The following is a 16833-nucleotide window of genomic DNA, read 5'->3' on the forward strand; positions in this document are numbered from 1 at the left end:
TAAAAATGAGGAATGAAATGAGCATAGAAATTCAAAAAAAACATCATCGTACATTTGAAAAATTAAAACAAGTCAATAAGTTCGGCATGGAATTCTGGTCTTCACGGCATCTGGCCAAAGTCCTTGGATATGCAGAATACCGCAATTTTCTGCCTGTCATCGACCGGGCAAAAACGGCCTGCGCAAACAGTGAACAACAGATTGTTGACCATTTCGTGGACATGCACGAGATGGTTGAAATTGGCTCCGGGGCTAAACGAGAAATGACCTCTGTTGCTCTTTCTCGTTATGCCTGTTACCTGATCGTCCAGAATGCCGACCCCTCAAAACCCATCATCGCCAATGGCCAGACGTATTTCGCCATCCAGACCAGGCGGCAGGAGCTGGCCGATGACGAGGTCTTTCAGAGGCTCAAAGAGGATGAAAAACGGCTTTTTCTCCGCAATGAACTGCGGGAACACAACAAGCAGCTTGTGGAAACGGCCCAGCAGGCCGGGGTGGAGACAACTCTGGATTTTGCCATCTTTCAGAACCATGGCTACAAAGGGTTGTACGGCGGACTCGATGCCAAGGGTATCCACCAACATAAAGGTCTGAAAAAGAGCCAGAAGATTCTCGATCACATGGGCAGTACCGAACTGGCCGCCAACCTTTTCCGCGCTACGCAGACCGAGGAAAAGCTGCGCCGGGAGGACATCCAATGCAAGAGCACGGCAAACCGGACCCATTACGAGGTCGGGGCCAAGGTGCGCCAGACCATCAAGGAACTGGGCGGCACCATGCCTGAAGATCTCCCCTCGCCGGAAAAGGGCATCGGGCAGTTGGAGCGGGAGCAGAAAAGGCTGGACGAGAAATAGGGAGTCTGCGGAATGGCTACTCTTGCATCTGAACTTCGCAACCGACTCAAAGACGCGGTGATCGCGGCCAGGGATATTGCCGAGACCGGCAGCCGGGCGGCATTGGAAGCCCTGGCAGTCCATCATCATGAACCGTATGGCCACATGACCGGTGAAGAACGGGGCCTGCGCAAACAACTCCGTGCCCATGCCCGGCAACTGGGCGACCGGCGCGACCCGAACAGCGGCAGCCAGGAGATTCACCGGCTGGTTTCGGAGTGCGCCTATGAGCATTGGCACCGGATGCTCTTTGCCCGGTATCTGGCGGAGAACCATCTGCTCATCGAACCCGAGACCGGGGTGGCCATCTCCCTTGAGGAATGCGAGGAGCTGGCCCGGGAAGAGGGGCTGGACACCTGGACCCTGGCCGGCCGCTATGCCGAGAAAATGCTTCCGCAGATCTTCCGGCCCGATGATTCGCTCCTCCAGGTGAGGCTGGCCAGAAACCATCAGATCCCCCTGGAGGATATTCTCAAGAAACTTGCTTCCGAGACATTCACTGCATCCGACTCTCTGGGCTGGGTGTATCAGTTCTGGCAGACCAAGAAAAAAGAGGAGGTGAACCAGGCCGAGGTCAAGATCGGGGCCGACGAGCTGCCGGCCGTGACCCAGCTCTTCACCGAGCCCTACATGGTCCATTTCCTGATCCACAACACCTTGGGGGCGTGGCGTTTCGGTCGGCTCCGGGCTGAAGGCAGGGGCCTCGAAGGTGAGTCAGAGGACGAACTGCGCAACGCCATGGCCCTGCCGGGAATCGATTGGGAGTACCTGCGTTTTGTTAAGGACGATAAAGGAGAATGGGCACCGGCGGCCGGGATTTTCGCGCAGTGGCCGGACAAGGCCGCTGACCTGAAAACCCTCGATCCCTGCTGCGGCTCCGGCCACTTCCTGGTGGCCCTGTTCAACCATCTGGTGCTACTGCGCATGGCCGAGGAAGGGCTGTCCGCGCGAGAGGCCTGTGACATGGTGCTGACCGATAACCTGCACGGCCTGGAGCTGGATGAGCGCTGCACCCAGATTGCCGCCTTTGCCCTGGCCCTGGCGGCCTGGCAATACCCGGACGCCGGTGGCTACCGAAGACTGCCGCAACTGCCGGTGGCCTGTTCAGGTCTTTCCGTAGGCGCAGCACGAGAGGAATGGCGACAACTGGGTCTGAATAAAAAGAATCTGGGTCTGGCCCTGGCCTGGATGCACGATTTCTTTTCCCAGGCCCCGGTTCTGGGCAGCCTGCTGGATCCAACCGCCAGCGACGCCGCCAAACTGATCGAATGGGAGGAACTCTCCCAGGCCCTGGATGAGGCACTGAGTCGGGAACAGGGCGAGGAGGCCCATGAGGCCGGGGTGGCTGCCCAGGGCCTGGCCCGTGCCGCCCGAATGCTGGCCGGCCGCTATCACTGGGTGATCACCAATGTGCCGTACCTGGCCCGAGGTAAACAGGGTGATGTGCTACAACACTTCTGCGAGCGCAACTACAAAGAGGCCAAGAACGACCTTGCCACCGTCTTTCTGGAACGTTGCCTTGGCCTGTGCAGGGAAGGAGGAACCACCGGCATCGCCCTGCCCCAGAACTGGCTCTTTCTGACCACCTACAAAAAATTCCGGGAAAAACTGCTGCGCCGGCATACCTGGCGAATGATTGCGCGATTGGGGCCAGGGGCGTTTGAGACCATCAGCGGTGAGGTGGTCAAGGCGATACTACTTGTGATGGGCCGTGGAAATTTTCGATCGAAGATTGATGATTTTCGATTTGGGGGGCTGATCAGAGGTGTTGATGCATCCAAACCTCGTACTGCCCAGGAAAAGGCGGAGCTGCTGCTTACCGGAGAAATCAAGGAGGTGGAGCAGGGGAAGCAACTGGATAATCCGGATGCAATTATCGTCACGGAAGGCTCAACGATATCAACCCGGCTCTCTGAGTTCACTTTCTGTTCACAAGGTATCGCCACTGGAGATTTGCCGAGATTCATTCAGAAGTTTTGGGAAATTGATGCTCATAAACCTAGATGGGAATTCATGCAATTATCGACAAATGTAACGAAGCATTATGACGGAAGGCATTCAATTGTTTTTTGGGAGTCAGGAAAAGGATATCTCTCTCAGAGTTCACAAGCAAGAATCCAAGGACAAGCAGCTTGGGGCAAACAGGGGATTGCAGTTCGGTTAATGCAAGACCTTCCATGTTCATTATTTAGTGGGGCTTATTTCGACCAAAGCAACTCTCCCATTATCTCAAAAGACAAAAAAAATATTTCAGCAATCTGGTCGTACTGTTCGTCTTCAGAATTTTTTGAGTCAGTTCGATCACTTGACCAGGCGCTTAGCGTAACAGAAGGCAATCTATTAAAAGTCCCATTTGACTTGGATTACTGGGTCAGGATTGCGGCCGAAAAATACCCCAACGGCCTTCCGCAACCCTATTCCAACGACCCCACCCAGTGGATCTTCCACGGCCACCCCTGCGGTTCAGTTGTGTGGAGCGAGGAGAGCAAACGATTGGAACAGGGCCCCTATCGCACCGACGAGACGGTCCTCCAGATCGCCGTGGCCCGGCTTCTCGGCTACCGCTGGCCGGCGGAACTGGACCCCGACATGGAGCTGGCCGCAGAACAACGGGATTGGGTGCAGAAGTGCGACACCCTGCTGAAACTGGCCGACGAGGACGGCATCGTTCCTATCCCCTCCTTGCGAGGTGAAGACGCTGCCCACGAACGGTTGCGGGAAATCCTGGCAGCCGCCTATGGCCCGGATTGGTCGCCGGCCAAGGAACAGGAACTCCTGGCCAGCACACTTCCCGCCAATCAAAAATCAAAAATCGAAAATCAAAAATCCAATCTCGACGACTGGCTCCGCAACACCTTCTTCGAGGCACATTGCAAGCTCTTTCAGCACCGCCCCTTCATCTGGCACATCTGGGACGGCCGCAAACGCGACGGTTTCCACGCCCTGGTCAACTACCACAAGCTGGCCGAAGGAAACGGCAAGGGTCGCCAGCTTCTGGAAAAACTCACCTACGGCTACCTCGGTGACTGGATCATCCTCCAGAAGGACGGGGTGAAACAGGGCACGGGCGGGGCCGAAGACCGCCTGGCCGCCGCCCTGGAACTGGAAAAACGTCTCAAGGCCATCCTCGAAGGGGAACCGCCCTATGACATCTTTGTCCGCTGGAAATCGCTTCATCAGCAACCCGTCGGCTGGGAACCGGACATCAACGACGGCGTCCGCTTGAACATCCGCCCCTTCATGGCCGACGATATCCCCGGCGGCAACAAGGGCGACCGCATCAACGACCACCATCTGACCATCGCCGAGAAACGAGGAGCACGCGAAAGGAAAGAAGGTGAGAAATAAATAGGTACTATACCCGATTAATAGGTAATGAAACGCAAAACATTACCTATATGTGGCCGGTCACTGGAGGCGGGAGGTGAACGATGAACTCGTTTGAATACAAGGTGATTGAACAAACTCCCATTACGCACGGCATGCTGAGAATTATTCGGCAGATCGGTGAGTTTCGTGGAAAACAGGAGCTGTTCAAGAGCCAATCGCCGCAGGTGCTGGAAACCCTTCGGCAGGTTGCGGTAATCCAGAGCACCGAGTGCTCAAACCGAATCGAGGGGGTGACCGCGCCGCTTGCCAGAATCAAGGACCTTGTTGCCCGTAAAACAGCCCCGCAGAATCGTTCCGAGCAGGAGATTGCCGGGTACCGGGATGTCTTGAATACGATCCATGCCAATGCCGGCGCGATGCGTTTTTCACGGAACCTGGTTCTTCAGCTCCACAGAGATCTCTATCAGTTTCTACCAGGAGAAGGTGGGCACTGGAAGCCCGTGGATAATGAGATCACGGAAACCGGTCCGGATGGCAGCAAGGTTGTCCGCTTTGTACCCGTGCCCGCCTACAAGACGGCCGACTGCATGGAGCGATTGCATACCGGCTTTGATCAATCGGTTCAGGTGGGTGAAATCGATCCGCTGTTTCTGATCGGGGCCTATGTACTCGACTTTCTGTGCATTCACCCCTTCCGGGATGGCAACGGACGCATGGCCAGGCTCATCACTCTTTTGCTGCTCTATCATTTCGGTTATGAGGTTGGCCGGTTCATCAGCCTTGAACAGATCGTTGAACAGACCAAGGAAAGTTATTACGACACTCTGTATCGATCATCCGAAGGCTGGCATGAGGGAAAACATTCCTTGATGCCCTGGCTGGAATACTTTCTCGGCGTGGTCATCCTGGGCGCATTTCAGGAGTTTGAACGTCGAGCCGGCCTGGTGGAGGGCGCAAGGGGTACCAAGACCGCAATGGTTCTTGATGTCATCAGCCACATGCCGGGGGATTTTTCCATCAGGGACATTCAGGAACTCTGCCCCACGGTCAGTATTGACATGATCCGGAGGATATTGAGGCAGGAAAGAGATGCAGGGAAGCTGACCTGCACAGGCAGGGGGCCGAATGCCCAGTGGCACCAAAATGGGCCATGACCGATTTAATGGGTAATGAAAAAGATTTCATTGCATATTAATGCTAGATCATTTTAGACGACTTTAGCTGAAGAATGAGATGAATGGCACTGCTAAAAATATGAAAACACTGAATAAATTATTTTGGAGTGGTTTGCTTTTTTAGATGCAGACCAGGCGGGAAATAGGCAATGTACACAATAAATAGGTACTGAAGGTAAGTTGTGTACCTATATGGGCCATGAAAAAATGAGCAACAAAACCATCATAGAAGCACTCCGGGATTCACTGCTGGCAGCGGCCCGCTACAACCAGGACGATGTGGTCAGGCCGGCGGCCATCCTCTGGAATGATGCCGACCGGCAGTGGCAGCCGGTAATCCCTCTATTGCAGGCGTTGATGCCGGAGCTTTTCATCCTCGGGGAGTACCAGCCTGAGAGGAAGACCGGGCCGGCCATCTGGCTGCGCTGCGTCATTGACCGCACCCTGCCGGAGGTGGAACTCCCGGCAGAGGCGGCCCCGGTGATCTATATGCCGGGGGTGAGCCGGCAGACCCTGCGGGCCGTGCATGAATGCCCGGAAGAGTTGAAGCCATTGGTGGCGATGCAATACCGGGGAGTGTGCTGGACCCAGAAGAACGGGAAGGACTGGAGCGTGGAGGCATTTCTGGTCTCCAGAGACGGCGGGCTGGGGCTTGACCTTGCCAAGGATGCCAGCAGCCGGGCCGCCTTGGTCACGGCACTGCCCGAACTCATTGCCAAACCTGTCGCGCAGATGCAGGGCCGGCACCTGGAGGCCGAGGATTTCGAGAAGCTCATCATCGAAGATCCGGTCAAGGATCTCCTCACCTGGCTCAATAAGCCGGCAGAAGTGCGCGAACAGTGGCCAGCGGCAAAGTGGAAGACCTTTCGCTCCCGGTGCAAAAAGGAATACAAGTTTGACCCGGAAAAGGATGGCGAACTGGTGGCTGGGGAACGGCTCGGGCGAAAATATGAAGGATGGGAGCCCGTCTGGAACCGGCTTGCCGAGGCGCCGGCCCTCTATAACGGTGTCACCGATGTGCTGCGCAAATCACGGCCGATTGATCTGGGAATGTGGGACGACAAGTCCACCTGGCCGCAGGACAATGAAAGCGGTGAAGAGCAGTTGCGGGCAGCCCTGCTGCAGCTTGACGGCCTGCCGGCCGATCGGGCCCGGGAAACGATTCTGGAGCTGGAAAAAACGCACGGGGAGAGGCGTGAATGGATATGGGCCAGGCTTGGCAAGGCCCCGCTGGCCAGGGCACTGACACACCTGTCCACTGTTGCCCGGCAGACGGAACAGAGTCTTGGCGGCACATCACTCGCGGCAATGGCCGACCTCTACATATCCGAAGGCTGGCACATCGATGACGCTGTCCTCTCTGCCATGGCAGAGGCGGTAACCGGCGCCGACAGCCAGGCGGTGCAGGTAGGGCTCAGGAGTTGCTATCTGCCGTGGCTGGAAAAAAGCGCTCTGCACCTTCAGCAACTCATTGAAAAGGAACCGTTGCCAGATCACCAGGCAATAGAGAAACTCTTGCCGGCCAAAGGCTGCGTCGTTGTTTTTGCCGATGGTCTGCGCTGGGATACCGCCTGCCGGCTGCTCGAAAAAATACACTCTCAAGGATGGACAGCTCAGATGTCAAGCCGCTGGGCAGCGGTCCCGACGGTCACAGCGACCGCCAAACCCGCTGTTTCCCCGGTAGCGGGGAAATTGAGCGGGAATACAGTAGATGACACCTTTCTGCCTACAATCACCAAGACAGGAAAACGTCTGTCCGTTGACCGATTCCGCAAACTGCTTGCGGAGAGCAAAATCCCGTATCTGACTGTGGAAGAAACCGGAGACCCGACCGGCATGGCCTGGACCGAACAAGGCGAACTGGACAGATTGGGCCACTCTCTTCAGGGTAAGCTCGCTTCCAGGGTGAATGAGCAGCTCGATCTGCTTCTTGAACGACTGCAGGGCCTTGTTGCGGCAGGCTGGAAGATGATCCATGTCATCACGGATCATGGCTGGCTTCTGGTTCCCGGGGGCTTGCCGACTGTTGCCCTGCCCAAATATTTGACCGAAAGCCGATGGGCACGATGCGCCGCCATCAAGGAGGGGGCAAAAGTGGATTGTCCTGTGGTGCCCTGGCATTGGAATCCCCACCATTATGTGGCGGTGGGGCCGGGAGCGGCCTGCTTCGGCAAAGGAAACGAGTATGCCCACGGCGGGGTGAGCCTGCAGGGATGCCTGGTGCCATTTATCGTTATTCACGGCGGAGACATGGCGGGTGCCAGGCTGGCGGCTTTTACTGAAGTCAAATGGACCGGGCTGCGTTGTCGGGTCAAGGTCGAGAATGGTGATCCGACCCTGACCGTGGATATTCGTCTGAAAGTCAACGAACCCGATCCAGCAAAAGTGCAAGGGAAAAACCTTGGCAAAGAAGGTGATGCCAGCCTGTTTGTCATTGACGACAGCCTTGAGGGGTCGCCGGCCGTTGTTGTTCTCGTGGATGCCGCCGACACCGTAATCGCCAAGCAGGCCACCATCATTGGCGGAGAATAGGCATATGGAACTCGACAAATTGGATCGATTGATGGCCGAGGCCTTTGAGGGGTATCTGGTGCGCAAGGATCTGGTGCGCAAATACAGCAGACAGTATCCGGTGCCAACCTATGTGGTGGAGTTTATGCTGGGGCGCTATTGCGCAAGCATCGATGATGCTGAAATCAATGAAGGCCTTGCCATTGTCGAACGACAGCTCTCAGAGAGAACGGTGCGCACTGGAACGGAAGAGCTTTTCAAGGCCAAAGCCAGAGACGAAGGTTCGGTGAAACTCATTGATATTGTCAAGGCGCGTCTCGATGCCAAAAACGACTGCTTTGTGGCTGAACTGCCAAGCCTGGCCCTGAAAGACGTGCGGGTTGACGACCATCTGATAAAAAATCACGAGCGGATGCTCACGGACGGATTCTATGCCGAAATCACTCTGAGCTATGACAGCGCCATTGCCCAGGAAAAGGGTGGCCGGCCTTTTGCCATCGACAATCTGCGGGCCATCCAGCTTTCCAAGGCCGATGCCCTGCAGGTGTTCATCAAGGCTCGTAGCCAGTTCACCCTTGAAGAGTGGAAAAATCTCCTGCTGCGGAGTATCGGGCTTGAACCGGCAGCCCTTTCGGACAGAGGCCAGGCCGTGGCCCTGTTGCGGATGGTTCCTTTTGTAGAACGTAACTACAACATGGTTGAGCTTGGCCCCAGGGGGACAGGGAAGAGTCACCTTTTCCAGCAGATTTCCCCCTATGCCCACCTGATTTCCGGAGGCAAGGCAACAGTGGCCAAGATGTTTGTTCACATGGGCACCGGTCAGCGTGGTCTGGTCTGTCAGTATGATGTGGTCTGCTTTGATGAAATCTCCGGTGTTTCCTTTGATCAGAAAGATGGAGTGAACATCCTGAAAGGCTATATGGAGTCCGGTGAGTTCAGCCGAGGCAAGGAGTCCATCCGTGCATCGGGCGGGATTGTCATGGTGGGCAATTTTGATGTGGACATTGAACAGCAGCAGCGTATTGGCCACCTGCTCTCACCCCTGCCGAAGGAGATGCGCAACGACACCGCCTTCATGGACAGGCTCCATGCCTTCCTGCCTGGCTGGGACTTCCCCAAGCTGAACCCCAATGAACATTTCAGCGATCATTTTGGCCTGGTCAGCGATTTCCTCTCCGAATGCTGGAACCAGCTGCGCAACGGCAGCCGGGTTGCCGCCCTCCAGGGACGGGTGAACTTTGGCGGCGCCTTGTCGGGCCGAGATATAACCGCTGTGAGCAAGACGGTCAGCGGTCTGATCAAAATTCTCTATCCCGACCCGGAGATGCCTGTGCCCGATGAGGAACTGGAAAGCATCGTCAGGCTGGCCCTTGAATGCCGGCGGCGGGTCAAGGAGCAACAGAAAAAATGTCTGAAGACCGAGTTCAGGTATACCCACTTCAGTTATTCCATCGGTGAAGACGGGGTGGAGCAGTTTGTCGCCACACCGGAACTGCACAGTGAGGACCAGATCGATACCGATCCGTTGCCTCCCGGACAGGTGTGGGCTATTGGCCCGGGAAGTGCCGAGGCCGGCGCCAGTCTGTATCGCATCGAGGTGACGGTTGGCCCGGGGAGTGGAGTCAAAATCCTGAACTATCCAGTACCCCCCTCTTTCCGCGAAAGTGTCCGCTATGCGGAACTAAACCTCTATGCCCGGTCAAAAGCACTTGTGGGCGACCGCGATCCGAGGGGGCATGAATTTTCCATCCAGTTGCGGGCCATGGACAACGATAAAAGTGGTGTAGGAATAAGCCTGCCGGTTCTTGTTGCGCTTTGCAGTGCTCTGCTTGAAAGGAGCCTGCGGGGCGGCTTGGTCCTTGTCGGGGCGATTAACCTCGGTGGATCAATAGACAGCCTCCATCATGCCGTGGCCACGATTGAACTGGCTGTTGAAAAGGGTGCGGAGACTGTTCTCATGCCGGTGTCGGCACGTAAACAGCTCTTCGAACTCTCGGATGATATGGCCACCAAAGTCAACATCCAGTATTATTCTGATAATCAGGACGTCTTGATCAAGGCTATTGTTGAATAATAGGGGCATAAAAATGCAATTTAATGCCGCCACTGTCCAGTTCGTTAAGGCCTCCAAAGAAAGTGTCCTTTCTTTCCTCAATGAGGCCAGGAAACGGGTTGTCATTGCCAAGGCCGGCTATTTTATTGCCGAGATTGAAACACTGCTGGATCTGGCAAAAAAGGGTGTGCGATGCGACCTTTATGTGGACACCAATGAAAATTCAGTCCGCTACGGCTTCGGGGAACAGGCAGCCCTTGAACGGATCAATGAAAATCTTGAACTGCTGAATGTCCAGAGCGCCAACTATATCAGGATGGCTATCCTTATCGTAGACGAAAAGGTCATGGTTTATTCACCGGTGGCATTGTCCTGGGAAGAGGTTCCAGAGCAGATTGATTTCCCCAATGGCTTTATTGGCGGGAAGGACGTAGCAGGCAGTCTGTTGCGGCAGATTGAGGGGGAACCGATTGAGATCAACATCGAAGGGATGAATATTGCCATTGAGACCTGCCCTGTCATTCAGAAAGCCCCGGAAGAGATTAAACAGGAAATTGAGACAACCATCTCCGTGCTCAAGAAAAATCCGCCGGTTGATCCGGCCGAACTGCGGAAGACCACATTTTACCGGCATAAATATAAACTGCTGAAAATGACCCTGCACGGTGTCCGGATCAAGAACAAGTCCATCTCCCTGCGGCCTTTCAACAACATGCTTCCGAAGACCAATATACGGCTGAAAAGCAGCTGGAATGTTCTGACCCGCGAAGATGTGGAGAACCTGGTGGTGATTAATGATTTTCTCATGCAAGCCAGTGGTGTCACCGCCAAACATACTTTTGATGCGAAACGCTATGGAACCCTGATTGAACTGAAAAACATTCGATCACTTGAAAACTGTATCGCTTTCCTGGTGTATGAACTCGTGGATGGTTTGATACATGAGGGAAAAGGTGATGAGAGGCAAGGCAGGACACCGATCCGGAAGAGCCTTGTGGATCTGCTGAAGGAAAGCCGGACAGCCCTCATTGACGACCTATATCCTCAGGCCATGGAAGAAAAGGGATGCTGGGGCCAACTCTTTGCGAATGACCAGACACTGTAGCGCCAAATGCAGGACGGGAAAATCCCGGAAAAGGAAGCCGTCAAACAGGCTGTTGAGACCTATGTCGATCATCGGCTGAATTTCCCGAAGGCCCAGGAAATGATCGACCTGATCCATGTTGAATTTGATTACTACGATATCTCCGACGAATTGCTGGCAAAAGACGAAATTGTTGAGAGGTTTGACATAGAAGTCCGCGACTACCAGGAAGGGTATGAAAAAACCAAGCAGATACGCCTGTTTGAATTTTTTGATTAGTTGCCGGCAAAGTGTCATTCAACTTTGACGAGGTGTATTGATGGCCCGGCAGTACTATGCGCAGCGGTTTTTTCGTAAGCGTCAGAGCTACCCACCTGGCGCAGGATTGCGCATGGGTGTAGGATCGGCTGCATCGGCAGTAATGAGCTAGTTTCCATCCGGAAATGGTCTTTTTGGCCAATCTCGGCGTCAATCTGCACGTTTGCTTGTGCGGCGACCTATAGGTCGCCTCCGGGCAAACGCTTGATTTCCTTGATATTGGCCAAAAATCCTCATTTCCGGATTGGAAACTGGGTTCTATAGGAAAATCATTTCCGATGGACACGAGCTGGTTTCCATCCGGAAATGGTCTTTTTTGCCAATCTCGGCGTCAATCTGCACGTTTGCTTGTGCGGCGACCTACAGGTCGCCTCCGCGCAAACGCTTGATTTCCTTGATATTGGCAAAAAATCCTCATTTCCGGATTGGAAACTGGGTTGTACCGGGAAATCATTTCCGGATGGACACGAGCTATGGAAACGTCCCATTTTGATGGCGTGGCCGGGACGGTGCAGGTCTTCGACCGCAGAAATTTTTTCACAGGAACGGTAAGCAGATCATTTTGCTGGGCGTGAGAGCAGGCAGTCCCACGGAAAACCGGGCGGCAGGGATGAAGTTTTGCCGCCAGGCTCCGTGAAACGGGGGTTGCCCAGATGAAGAGCAGGAGTTTACGAACCGGAGGGAAAGACTAAGATATTATCCGTAAATAACGCCCACTTTTCGGTAGGCGATGATAGCAGCAGCCATATGCAGCAAAGCCATATAGGTATCGCTGAGCTTCTCATAGCGAACCAGGATTTTACGGAAGTGATTGAACCATGAATGACTCACTTCAACCACCCATCTTCTGGCTTTCCATGCGGGATTGCGCTTTTTTTCCTGGCGCTCCTCCCCCCGTGTTTTCACGTGGGGAATATAACCGTGGGCAACGATGGTCTCCAATGCCGGTTTGCCATCATAAGCTTTATCCGCACACAGATTCTGCTGGATATCGGTGGGACGGTCGATGACAATTTTTTCCAGCACCAGTTCCAATTGGGTCACATCATGCCGGTTTGCTCCGGTCACGACGAGCGACAGCGGGACACCACGGCCGTCCACCAGCAGATGGTGCTTGGTTCCATTTTTTTCCCCTGTCGGTCGGATTCCGACCAACCGCTTCCAGCGCCAGGGGAGCCTTGACCATCGCCCCGTCGATGCTTTGCCAGCTCCAGGCGATGCCCTCCATTTCATCGTATTCGGCAAGCCCGGTTCTCCACAAGGCGACAAAAAAGCCTGCGCGCATCCAATGCATGAAATGGGTGTGGATTGCGCTGGGACTTCCGAAACGTTCCTTGGGAAGCGCTTTCCACTGACAGCCGGTTCTGAGCACGTACATGATGGCTTCAAAAATCTGCCTGGGGGGCATCGGCTTTCTTCCCCCGCCGATTTTGCGCTTGTAAGATTTTTGTGGATCCCGCTCTGGCGCCGGCACAAGGGGTTTAACCCTTTCCCAAAAGGCATCCGATACTTCCCACGATTGAATTTTTGTGATAGGGCCTCCATCGCAAAGGTTCAAGATGGCTGCCAGCATAGCAAAAATCGTGAGAAAAGCACATTTTATTTACGGAGAAGCACTAAGTATTCTTGAATTGTAGAGCCGGCAAAAATACTACATTCGTAGTCTTTTCAATTTCTTCTAATTTCACGAAATTCCCAAGGTCTTCTCTTTTAGCGACGTATCCCAGCTCTTGCATAAATTCAGAAAATTCGGTGAGTGAGCTGTTAAGTAGAGGATACGCAGCAGGGGCAATCTCAACTACTAAGATCGGCAACTCGGCGACAGAACGCAAATAGTGCTGGAAACCTTTAATTACTTGAAACTCATAGCCTTCAGTGTCAATTTTAACTAAATTTATTCTTTCCATATTATGTTCAAAAACATAATGGTCTAAGGTAGTAACTGTTATCCATAAATTTTCTTTAACTGAATTTTGACTCATGAAACCAGGAACCATTGTGTTCCACCCAATGTTATTCAAATTCGTAACGGAAATCTGCGCTATATGATCATGTTCACCTAAAGCTGTGTTATTCAGAAAGATATTATTATAATTTGGATTGTCATTTTTAATTCTTTGTAATCTTCTGAAAAATTGTGGTACTGGTTCAAACGAGTGAATCGAACCAGTCTTGCCCACCAAACCCAAAGCAAACGCAGAAATATAGCCAACATTGGCCCCTACATCTATGAATGTATCGCCATGCCCAAGTGAATGTTTCAATATATCTGTTACTTGCGGTTCATAGATAGAAAAATACATGCTATGCATAGCAGGATCTAAGTCAATGTCAACATTAAAATTGATTCCATTTATTTGTATAATTCCAGACTTGGCTGTCAACACGCGCGATTTAATGTGCTGCCAGAAATGCTTTGGATTAGTGATAAGAAGTTTCACTGCTTTTATTATTTTTTCGAAGAATATAATCAAAAAAGCGAATATAATAAAGAGAGTACATAATGCAAATAGAATAAAATTATTAACACCAATTGATTTTATAATCCAAGCGATTATCCCTAATGCGATGATCGCTATGACGATATAACCAATGATCATATTTTTTGACTTCCGGCTCATTGCAGCCCCCCCAATGTTAAAAAAGGCAATCAGGGCGAATCCTTCTTGATCTGCTGATAGCACATAAGGAGGCGCGTTTCAAGGCTGAACATCGAGGAGGGCATCCCGGCTACCAAGCCAGCCATGTCCGCTTATCCATTACGGTGATACGCCGTATTCCGGGGTGGATGAAGGTGGCTAGGGCTCACGAGGATGGCCCAGGATCGACGATCTCCTATTGACGGGGGCTTGTGGTGTATGGCTTGACATCCACCGGCACTGCCATGACCATGTTTTCATAAGCTTTGAGCGGTAACCTGCCCGCGCTGGGCCGCTCGAATACCCCCGATCACTTGGCCGCCACCACCAGGTGGTCGGGTTTTTTAGGTCGACAGGAGGGGATGAATCTTTTTTCGGCGCTGGGTATGATGCTGGGTACGGCTTTCCAGCCCAAAAAAGAAGGGGCTGCGAATTAACACAACCCCTTGATTTTCTTATGGTGGGCGATGCGCGACTCGAACGCGCGACCTTTGGTTCCGGAGACCAACGCTCTATCCACCTGAGCTAACCGCCCTTATCAAACTATGAAGATAGCAGCTATTTCATGGCGGGTCAAGCATCTGTTTGGCGGTGGCCCCGATGGAGGTTCCTTGACTTCCCGATAGGGTTGGGCTAATCATGGATTAAGGGCCGTTGCGGGATTTGGTGCTCTTTTGTTGTCAGAAGAGGGGGTTGGAACAGATTTGGGGGAATGTGTCGTCAGATCGATCAAAATCGGTTCAATGCTGCTGGGCATGGAAGGCCCTTTTTTCCTGATTGCCGGTCCTTGCGTGATAGAGGATGAAACACTCGCGCTGCAAGTGGCGGATCGTTTGCGCGAGATAGGGGATGATCTGGATATCCCTGTAGTTTACAAGAGTTCTTATGACAAGGCCAACCGGACCTCCATCGGTTCATACCGGGGGCCCGGCCTCGAGAAGGGGCTCGAGATCCTCCGGAAGGTGAAGGAATCGACCGGCCTTCCGGTCCTTTCCGACGTTCATCGGGCGGAGGACATGGCCGTCGCCGCCGAGGTCCTCGATATCATCCAGGTCCCGGCGTTTTTATGCCGCCAAACAGACCTGGTCGTCGCCGCCGCCAGGACGGGCCTTCCAGTCAATCTCAAGAAGGGCCAATTTCTCTCGCCGTGGGAGATGAGGCCTGCCTCGGAAAAGATCGTCGCGGCGGGCAACGAGCAGATTCTCCTGACCGAACGCGGGGCATCTTTCGGTTACAATAATCTCGTGGTGGACATGCGCGCCATTGCCGTCATGCGCGGGTTTGGCTTCCCGGTCGTTTTCGATGCCACCCACAGTGTCCAACTCCCGGGGGGGGAGGGCACGTGCTCGGGAGGGCAGCGGGAGTTTGTCGGGCATCTGGCGCGGGCAGCGGTCGCCGCAGGAGCTGACGGCGTGTTCATGGAAGTCCACCCCGACCCGGACCGGGCTCTTTGCGACGGGGCCAACTCCCTGCCCATTCAGGACGTGCGCCCTCTTTTACGGCTGCTGAAAGACATCCACGCCCTCGTCAGATCATGAACCCGGGAAGAACCTGCCGATAGGGTTGCAGGAAACACCTTGCAGGGGCCGCTTTAGGCCGCCCCCGCCTGGAGGTGGTTCGATGCCTTGCAGCATGGATAAATTGACGTGATCCCGCCGATGGAGGAACCCGGATGGAGCATATGGAGGAGAAGGCGAAGCAGATCAAGGCCCTGTTTCTGGATGTGGATGGTGTCCTGACCGATGGGCGGGTGACGCTGGACGACCGCGGCGCCGAAATCAAATCCTTCCACTCCAAGGACGGCCAGGGGGTGAAGATGCTTGTCGCCTCCGGCATCGAAGTCGTCATCATCACGGGGAGATCCTCGAACGCCTTGGCTTACCGGGCACGGGAGTTGGGAATCGAAGCCGTCTACCAGGGCGTCGACGACAAGCGGGCCCTCTGCCGGAGGTTGATCGCCGAACGGGGGCTGCGAACGGAAAACGTCGCCTCTATGGGAGACGATCTGCCCGATCTCGGGATGATGATGGAGACCGGATTGCGCATGACCGTAAACGATGCCGCTGAAGAGATCCGTGAAGTCGCCGATTTTATCACCCGGCGCAACGGGGGACAGGGTGCTGTGCGGGAGGCGAGTGAATGGCTGCTCAAATGCCAGGGGAAATGGGCTGGTGTCGTTGCGGCTTATGCCGGAAAATAGTCTTTACAATGGATTTTTCGGGTTGATATACTGAGAAGGATTGCATGCGGCGCTTTCTGCTGAGACATTGGCCTCTTGTTGGTCTGGGGCTTCTGCTTGCCGTCGTGGCGGCCTATCTGATCGGGGCGAAATGGGTGGGTCGTGGTGCTTCCCTGCTGGAGAATGTGATCGGCAAGGAAGGCATTCAATTGAATGAAATTCACTATACGCAGGATGATCCCGAGCGGGGCCTGAGGTGGATCCTGGATGCCGATTCGGTCCGCTTCTCACAAGATCAACGGTTTGTTCAGTTTTCTCGTTTTCTGCTCACTGTGGAGCCGGAAGAAGGCGCGTGGATCAAGCTCAAAGGCAACGAGGGAGATTATTCCCGGGATACCGGTGAGATCGAAATCCGTGGTGCGATAGAAGGGGAGACAGGGGACGGCTACCGGCTTCTGACAGAACATCTTCTGATCGATGAAGGGAAGAAAACGGTTCGAACAGAGGACCCTGTTCAGCTGGAAGGTTCCTTTTTTTCCGTTGAGGGAAAGGGTCTCTTCTTTGATTTGAACCAGGAGAGGGTGCAGATCTTATCGGATGTCACAACGCATATCCGATGACGCCTGCCGGTTGTATCCGCGATTTTCC

The 16833-nt window shown here is 53.9% G+C and carries 13 protein-coding genes and 1 tRNA gene; 11 read left to right on the plus strand and 3 right to left on the minus strand.

The window, feature by feature from the left end; genetic code table 11:
• The first annotated feature begins 17 nt into the window (after positions 1-17).
• The 8 genes from dinD to ACZ500_RS21675 all read left to right on the plus strand — a co-directional run bounded on the left by dinD (position 18) and on the right by ACZ500_RS21675 (position 11919).
• Positions 18-857 carry a DNA damage-inducible protein D gene (gene dinD, locus ACZ500_RS21640; RefSeq protein WP_464229499.1) on the plus strand — a complete coding sequence of 280 codons (840 nt, stop codon included), beginning with the start codon at positions 18-20 and terminating at the stop codon, positions 855-857.
• A 339-nt stretch (positions 858-1196) separates the two neighbouring features.
• Positions 1197-4244 (plus strand): Eco57I restriction-modification methylase domain-containing protein, encoded by a 3048-nt coding sequence (locus ACZ500_RS21645; protein ID WP_464229500.1) that lies wholly within the window; start codon positions 1197-1199, stop codon positions 4242-4244.
• Positions 4245-4327: 83 nt separating this feature from the next.
• Positions 4328-5380 carry a Fic family protein gene (locus tag ACZ500_RS21650; RefSeq protein WP_464229501.1) on the plus strand — a complete coding sequence of 351 codons (1053 nt, stop codon included), beginning with the start codon at positions 4328-4330 and terminating at the stop codon, positions 5378-5380.
• 228 nt (positions 5381-5608) lie between these two features.
• Entirely contained in the window at positions 5609-7933 is a 2325-nt protein-coding gene (gene pglZ, locus ACZ500_RS21655; protein ID WP_464229502.1) for a BREX-1 system phosphatase PglZ type B, read from the plus strand.
• A 4-nt stretch (positions 7934-7937) separates the two neighbouring features.
• Positions 7938-9986, plus strand: a complete 2049-nt coding sequence (brxL, locus tag ACZ500_RS21660; RefSeq protein ID WP_464229503.1) for a BREX system Lon protease-like protein BrxL — start codon at positions 7938-7940, stop codon at positions 9984-9986.
• 13 nt (positions 9987-9999) lie between these two features.
• Complete coding sequence (locus ACZ500_RS21665; protein WP_464229504.1) at positions 10000-11070, plus strand: hypothetical protein; 1071 nt, start codon at positions 10000-10002, stop codon at positions 11068-11070.
• Positions 11071-11076: 6 nt separating this feature from the next.
• Complete coding sequence (locus ACZ500_RS21670; RefSeq protein ID WP_464229505.1) at positions 11077-11328, plus strand: hypothetical protein; 252 nt, start codon at positions 11077-11079, stop codon at positions 11326-11328.
• Between the two features lie 345 nt (positions 11329-11673).
• Positions 11674-11919: a hypothetical protein gene (locus tag ACZ500_RS21675; RefSeq protein ID WP_464229506.1), complete on the plus strand. Its 246-nt coding sequence runs from the start codon at positions 11674-11676 to the stop codon at positions 11917-11919.
• A gap of 144 nt (positions 11920-12063) precedes the next feature.
• On the opposite strand, the gene ACZ500_RS21680 is transcribed toward ACZ500_RS21675, so the two are convergent.
• The 3 genes from ACZ500_RS21680 to ACZ500_RS21690 all read right to left on the minus strand — a co-directional run bounded on the left by ACZ500_RS21680 (position 12064) and on the right by ACZ500_RS21690 (position 14541).
• A protein-coding gene (locus ACZ500_RS21680) for an IS5 family transposase (protein WP_464229507.1) occupies positions 12064-12940 on the minus strand; the annotation gives its coding sequence in 2 pieces (ribosomal slippage) (positions 12064-12495 and positions 12497-12940; 876 coding nt in all).
• 43 nt (positions 12941-12983) lie between these two features.
• A complete protein-coding gene (locus tag ACZ500_RS21685) occupies positions 12984-14051 on the minus strand; it encodes an FkbM family methyltransferase (protein WP_464229508.1) in 1068 nt (355 codons plus the stop codon).
• A 413-nt stretch (positions 14052-14464) separates the two neighbouring features.
• A tRNA-Arg gene (locus ACZ500_RS21690) sits at positions 14465-14541 on the minus strand.
• A gap of 208 nt (positions 14542-14749) precedes the next feature.
• Between ACZ500_RS21690 and kdsA the strand changes: the two genes are divergently transcribed.
• From kdsA to lptC, 3 genes are all read left to right on the plus strand, one after another.
• Positions 14750-15544: a 3-deoxy-8-phosphooctulonate synthase gene (kdsA, locus tag ACZ500_RS21695; protein ID WP_464229509.1), complete on the plus strand. Its 795-nt coding sequence runs from the start codon at positions 14750-14752 to the stop codon at positions 15542-15544.
• A gap of 134 nt (positions 15545-15678) precedes the next feature.
• A complete protein-coding gene (locus ACZ500_RS21700; RefSeq protein WP_464229510.1) occupies positions 15679-16206 on the plus strand; it encodes a KdsC family phosphatase in 528 nt (175 codons plus the stop codon).
• A 44-nt stretch (positions 16207-16250) separates the two neighbouring features.
• The gene (gene lptC / locus ACZ500_RS21705) at positions 16251-16805 is read left to right on the plus strand and encodes an LPS export ABC transporter periplasmic protein LptC (RefSeq protein ID WP_464229511.1); all 555 of its coding nucleotides are present in this window, start codon (positions 16251-16253) and stop codon (positions 16803-16805) included.
• The last annotated feature ends 28 nt before the right edge of the window (positions 16806-16833 follow it).

It is taken from the genome of Desulfatiglans parachlorophenolica (genome assembly GCF_055394735.1).

What these genes read in the sequence shown, in the direction of transcription:
- dinD (WP_464229499.1), top strand. Translation starts at nt 18, where the DNA reads ATGAGCATAGAAATTCAAAAAAAACATCATCGTACATTTGAAAAATTA.
- ACZ500_RS21650 (WP_464229501.1), top strand. Translation starts at nt 4,328, where the DNA reads ATGAACTCGTTTGAATACAAGGTGATTGAACAAACTCCCATTACGCAC.
- pglZ (WP_464229502.1), top strand. Translation starts at nt 5,609, where the DNA reads ATGAGCAACAAAACCATCATAGAAGCACTCCGGGATTCACTGCTGGCA.
- brxL (WP_464229503.1), top strand. Translation starts at nt 7,938, where the DNA reads ATGGAACTCGACAAATTGGATCGATTGATGGCCGAGGCCTTTGAGGGG.
- ACZ500_RS21665 (WP_464229504.1), top strand. Translation starts at nt 10,000, where the DNA reads ATGCAATTTAATGCCGCCACTGTCCAGTTCGTTAAGGCCTCCAAAGAA.
- ACZ500_RS21670 (WP_464229505.1), top strand. Translation starts at nt 11,077, where the DNA reads ATGCAGGACGGGAAAATCCCGGAAAAGGAAGCCGTCAAACAGGCTGTT.
- ACZ500_RS21675 (WP_464229506.1), top strand. Translation starts at nt 11,674, where the DNA reads ATGGTCTTTTTTGCCAATCTCGGCGTCAATCTGCACGTTTGCTTGTGC.
- kdsA (WP_464229509.1), top strand. Translation starts at nt 14,750, where the DNA reads ATGCTGCTGGGCATGGAAGGCCCTTTTTTCCTGATTGCCGGTCCTTGC.
- ACZ500_RS21700 (WP_464229510.1), top strand. Translation starts at nt 15,679, where the DNA reads ATGGAGCATATGGAGGAGAAGGCGAAGCAGATCAAGGCCCTGTTTCTG.
- lptC (WP_464229511.1), top strand. Translation starts at nt 16,251, where the DNA reads ATGCGGCGCTTTCTGCTGAGACATTGGCCTCTTGTTGGTCTGGGGCTT.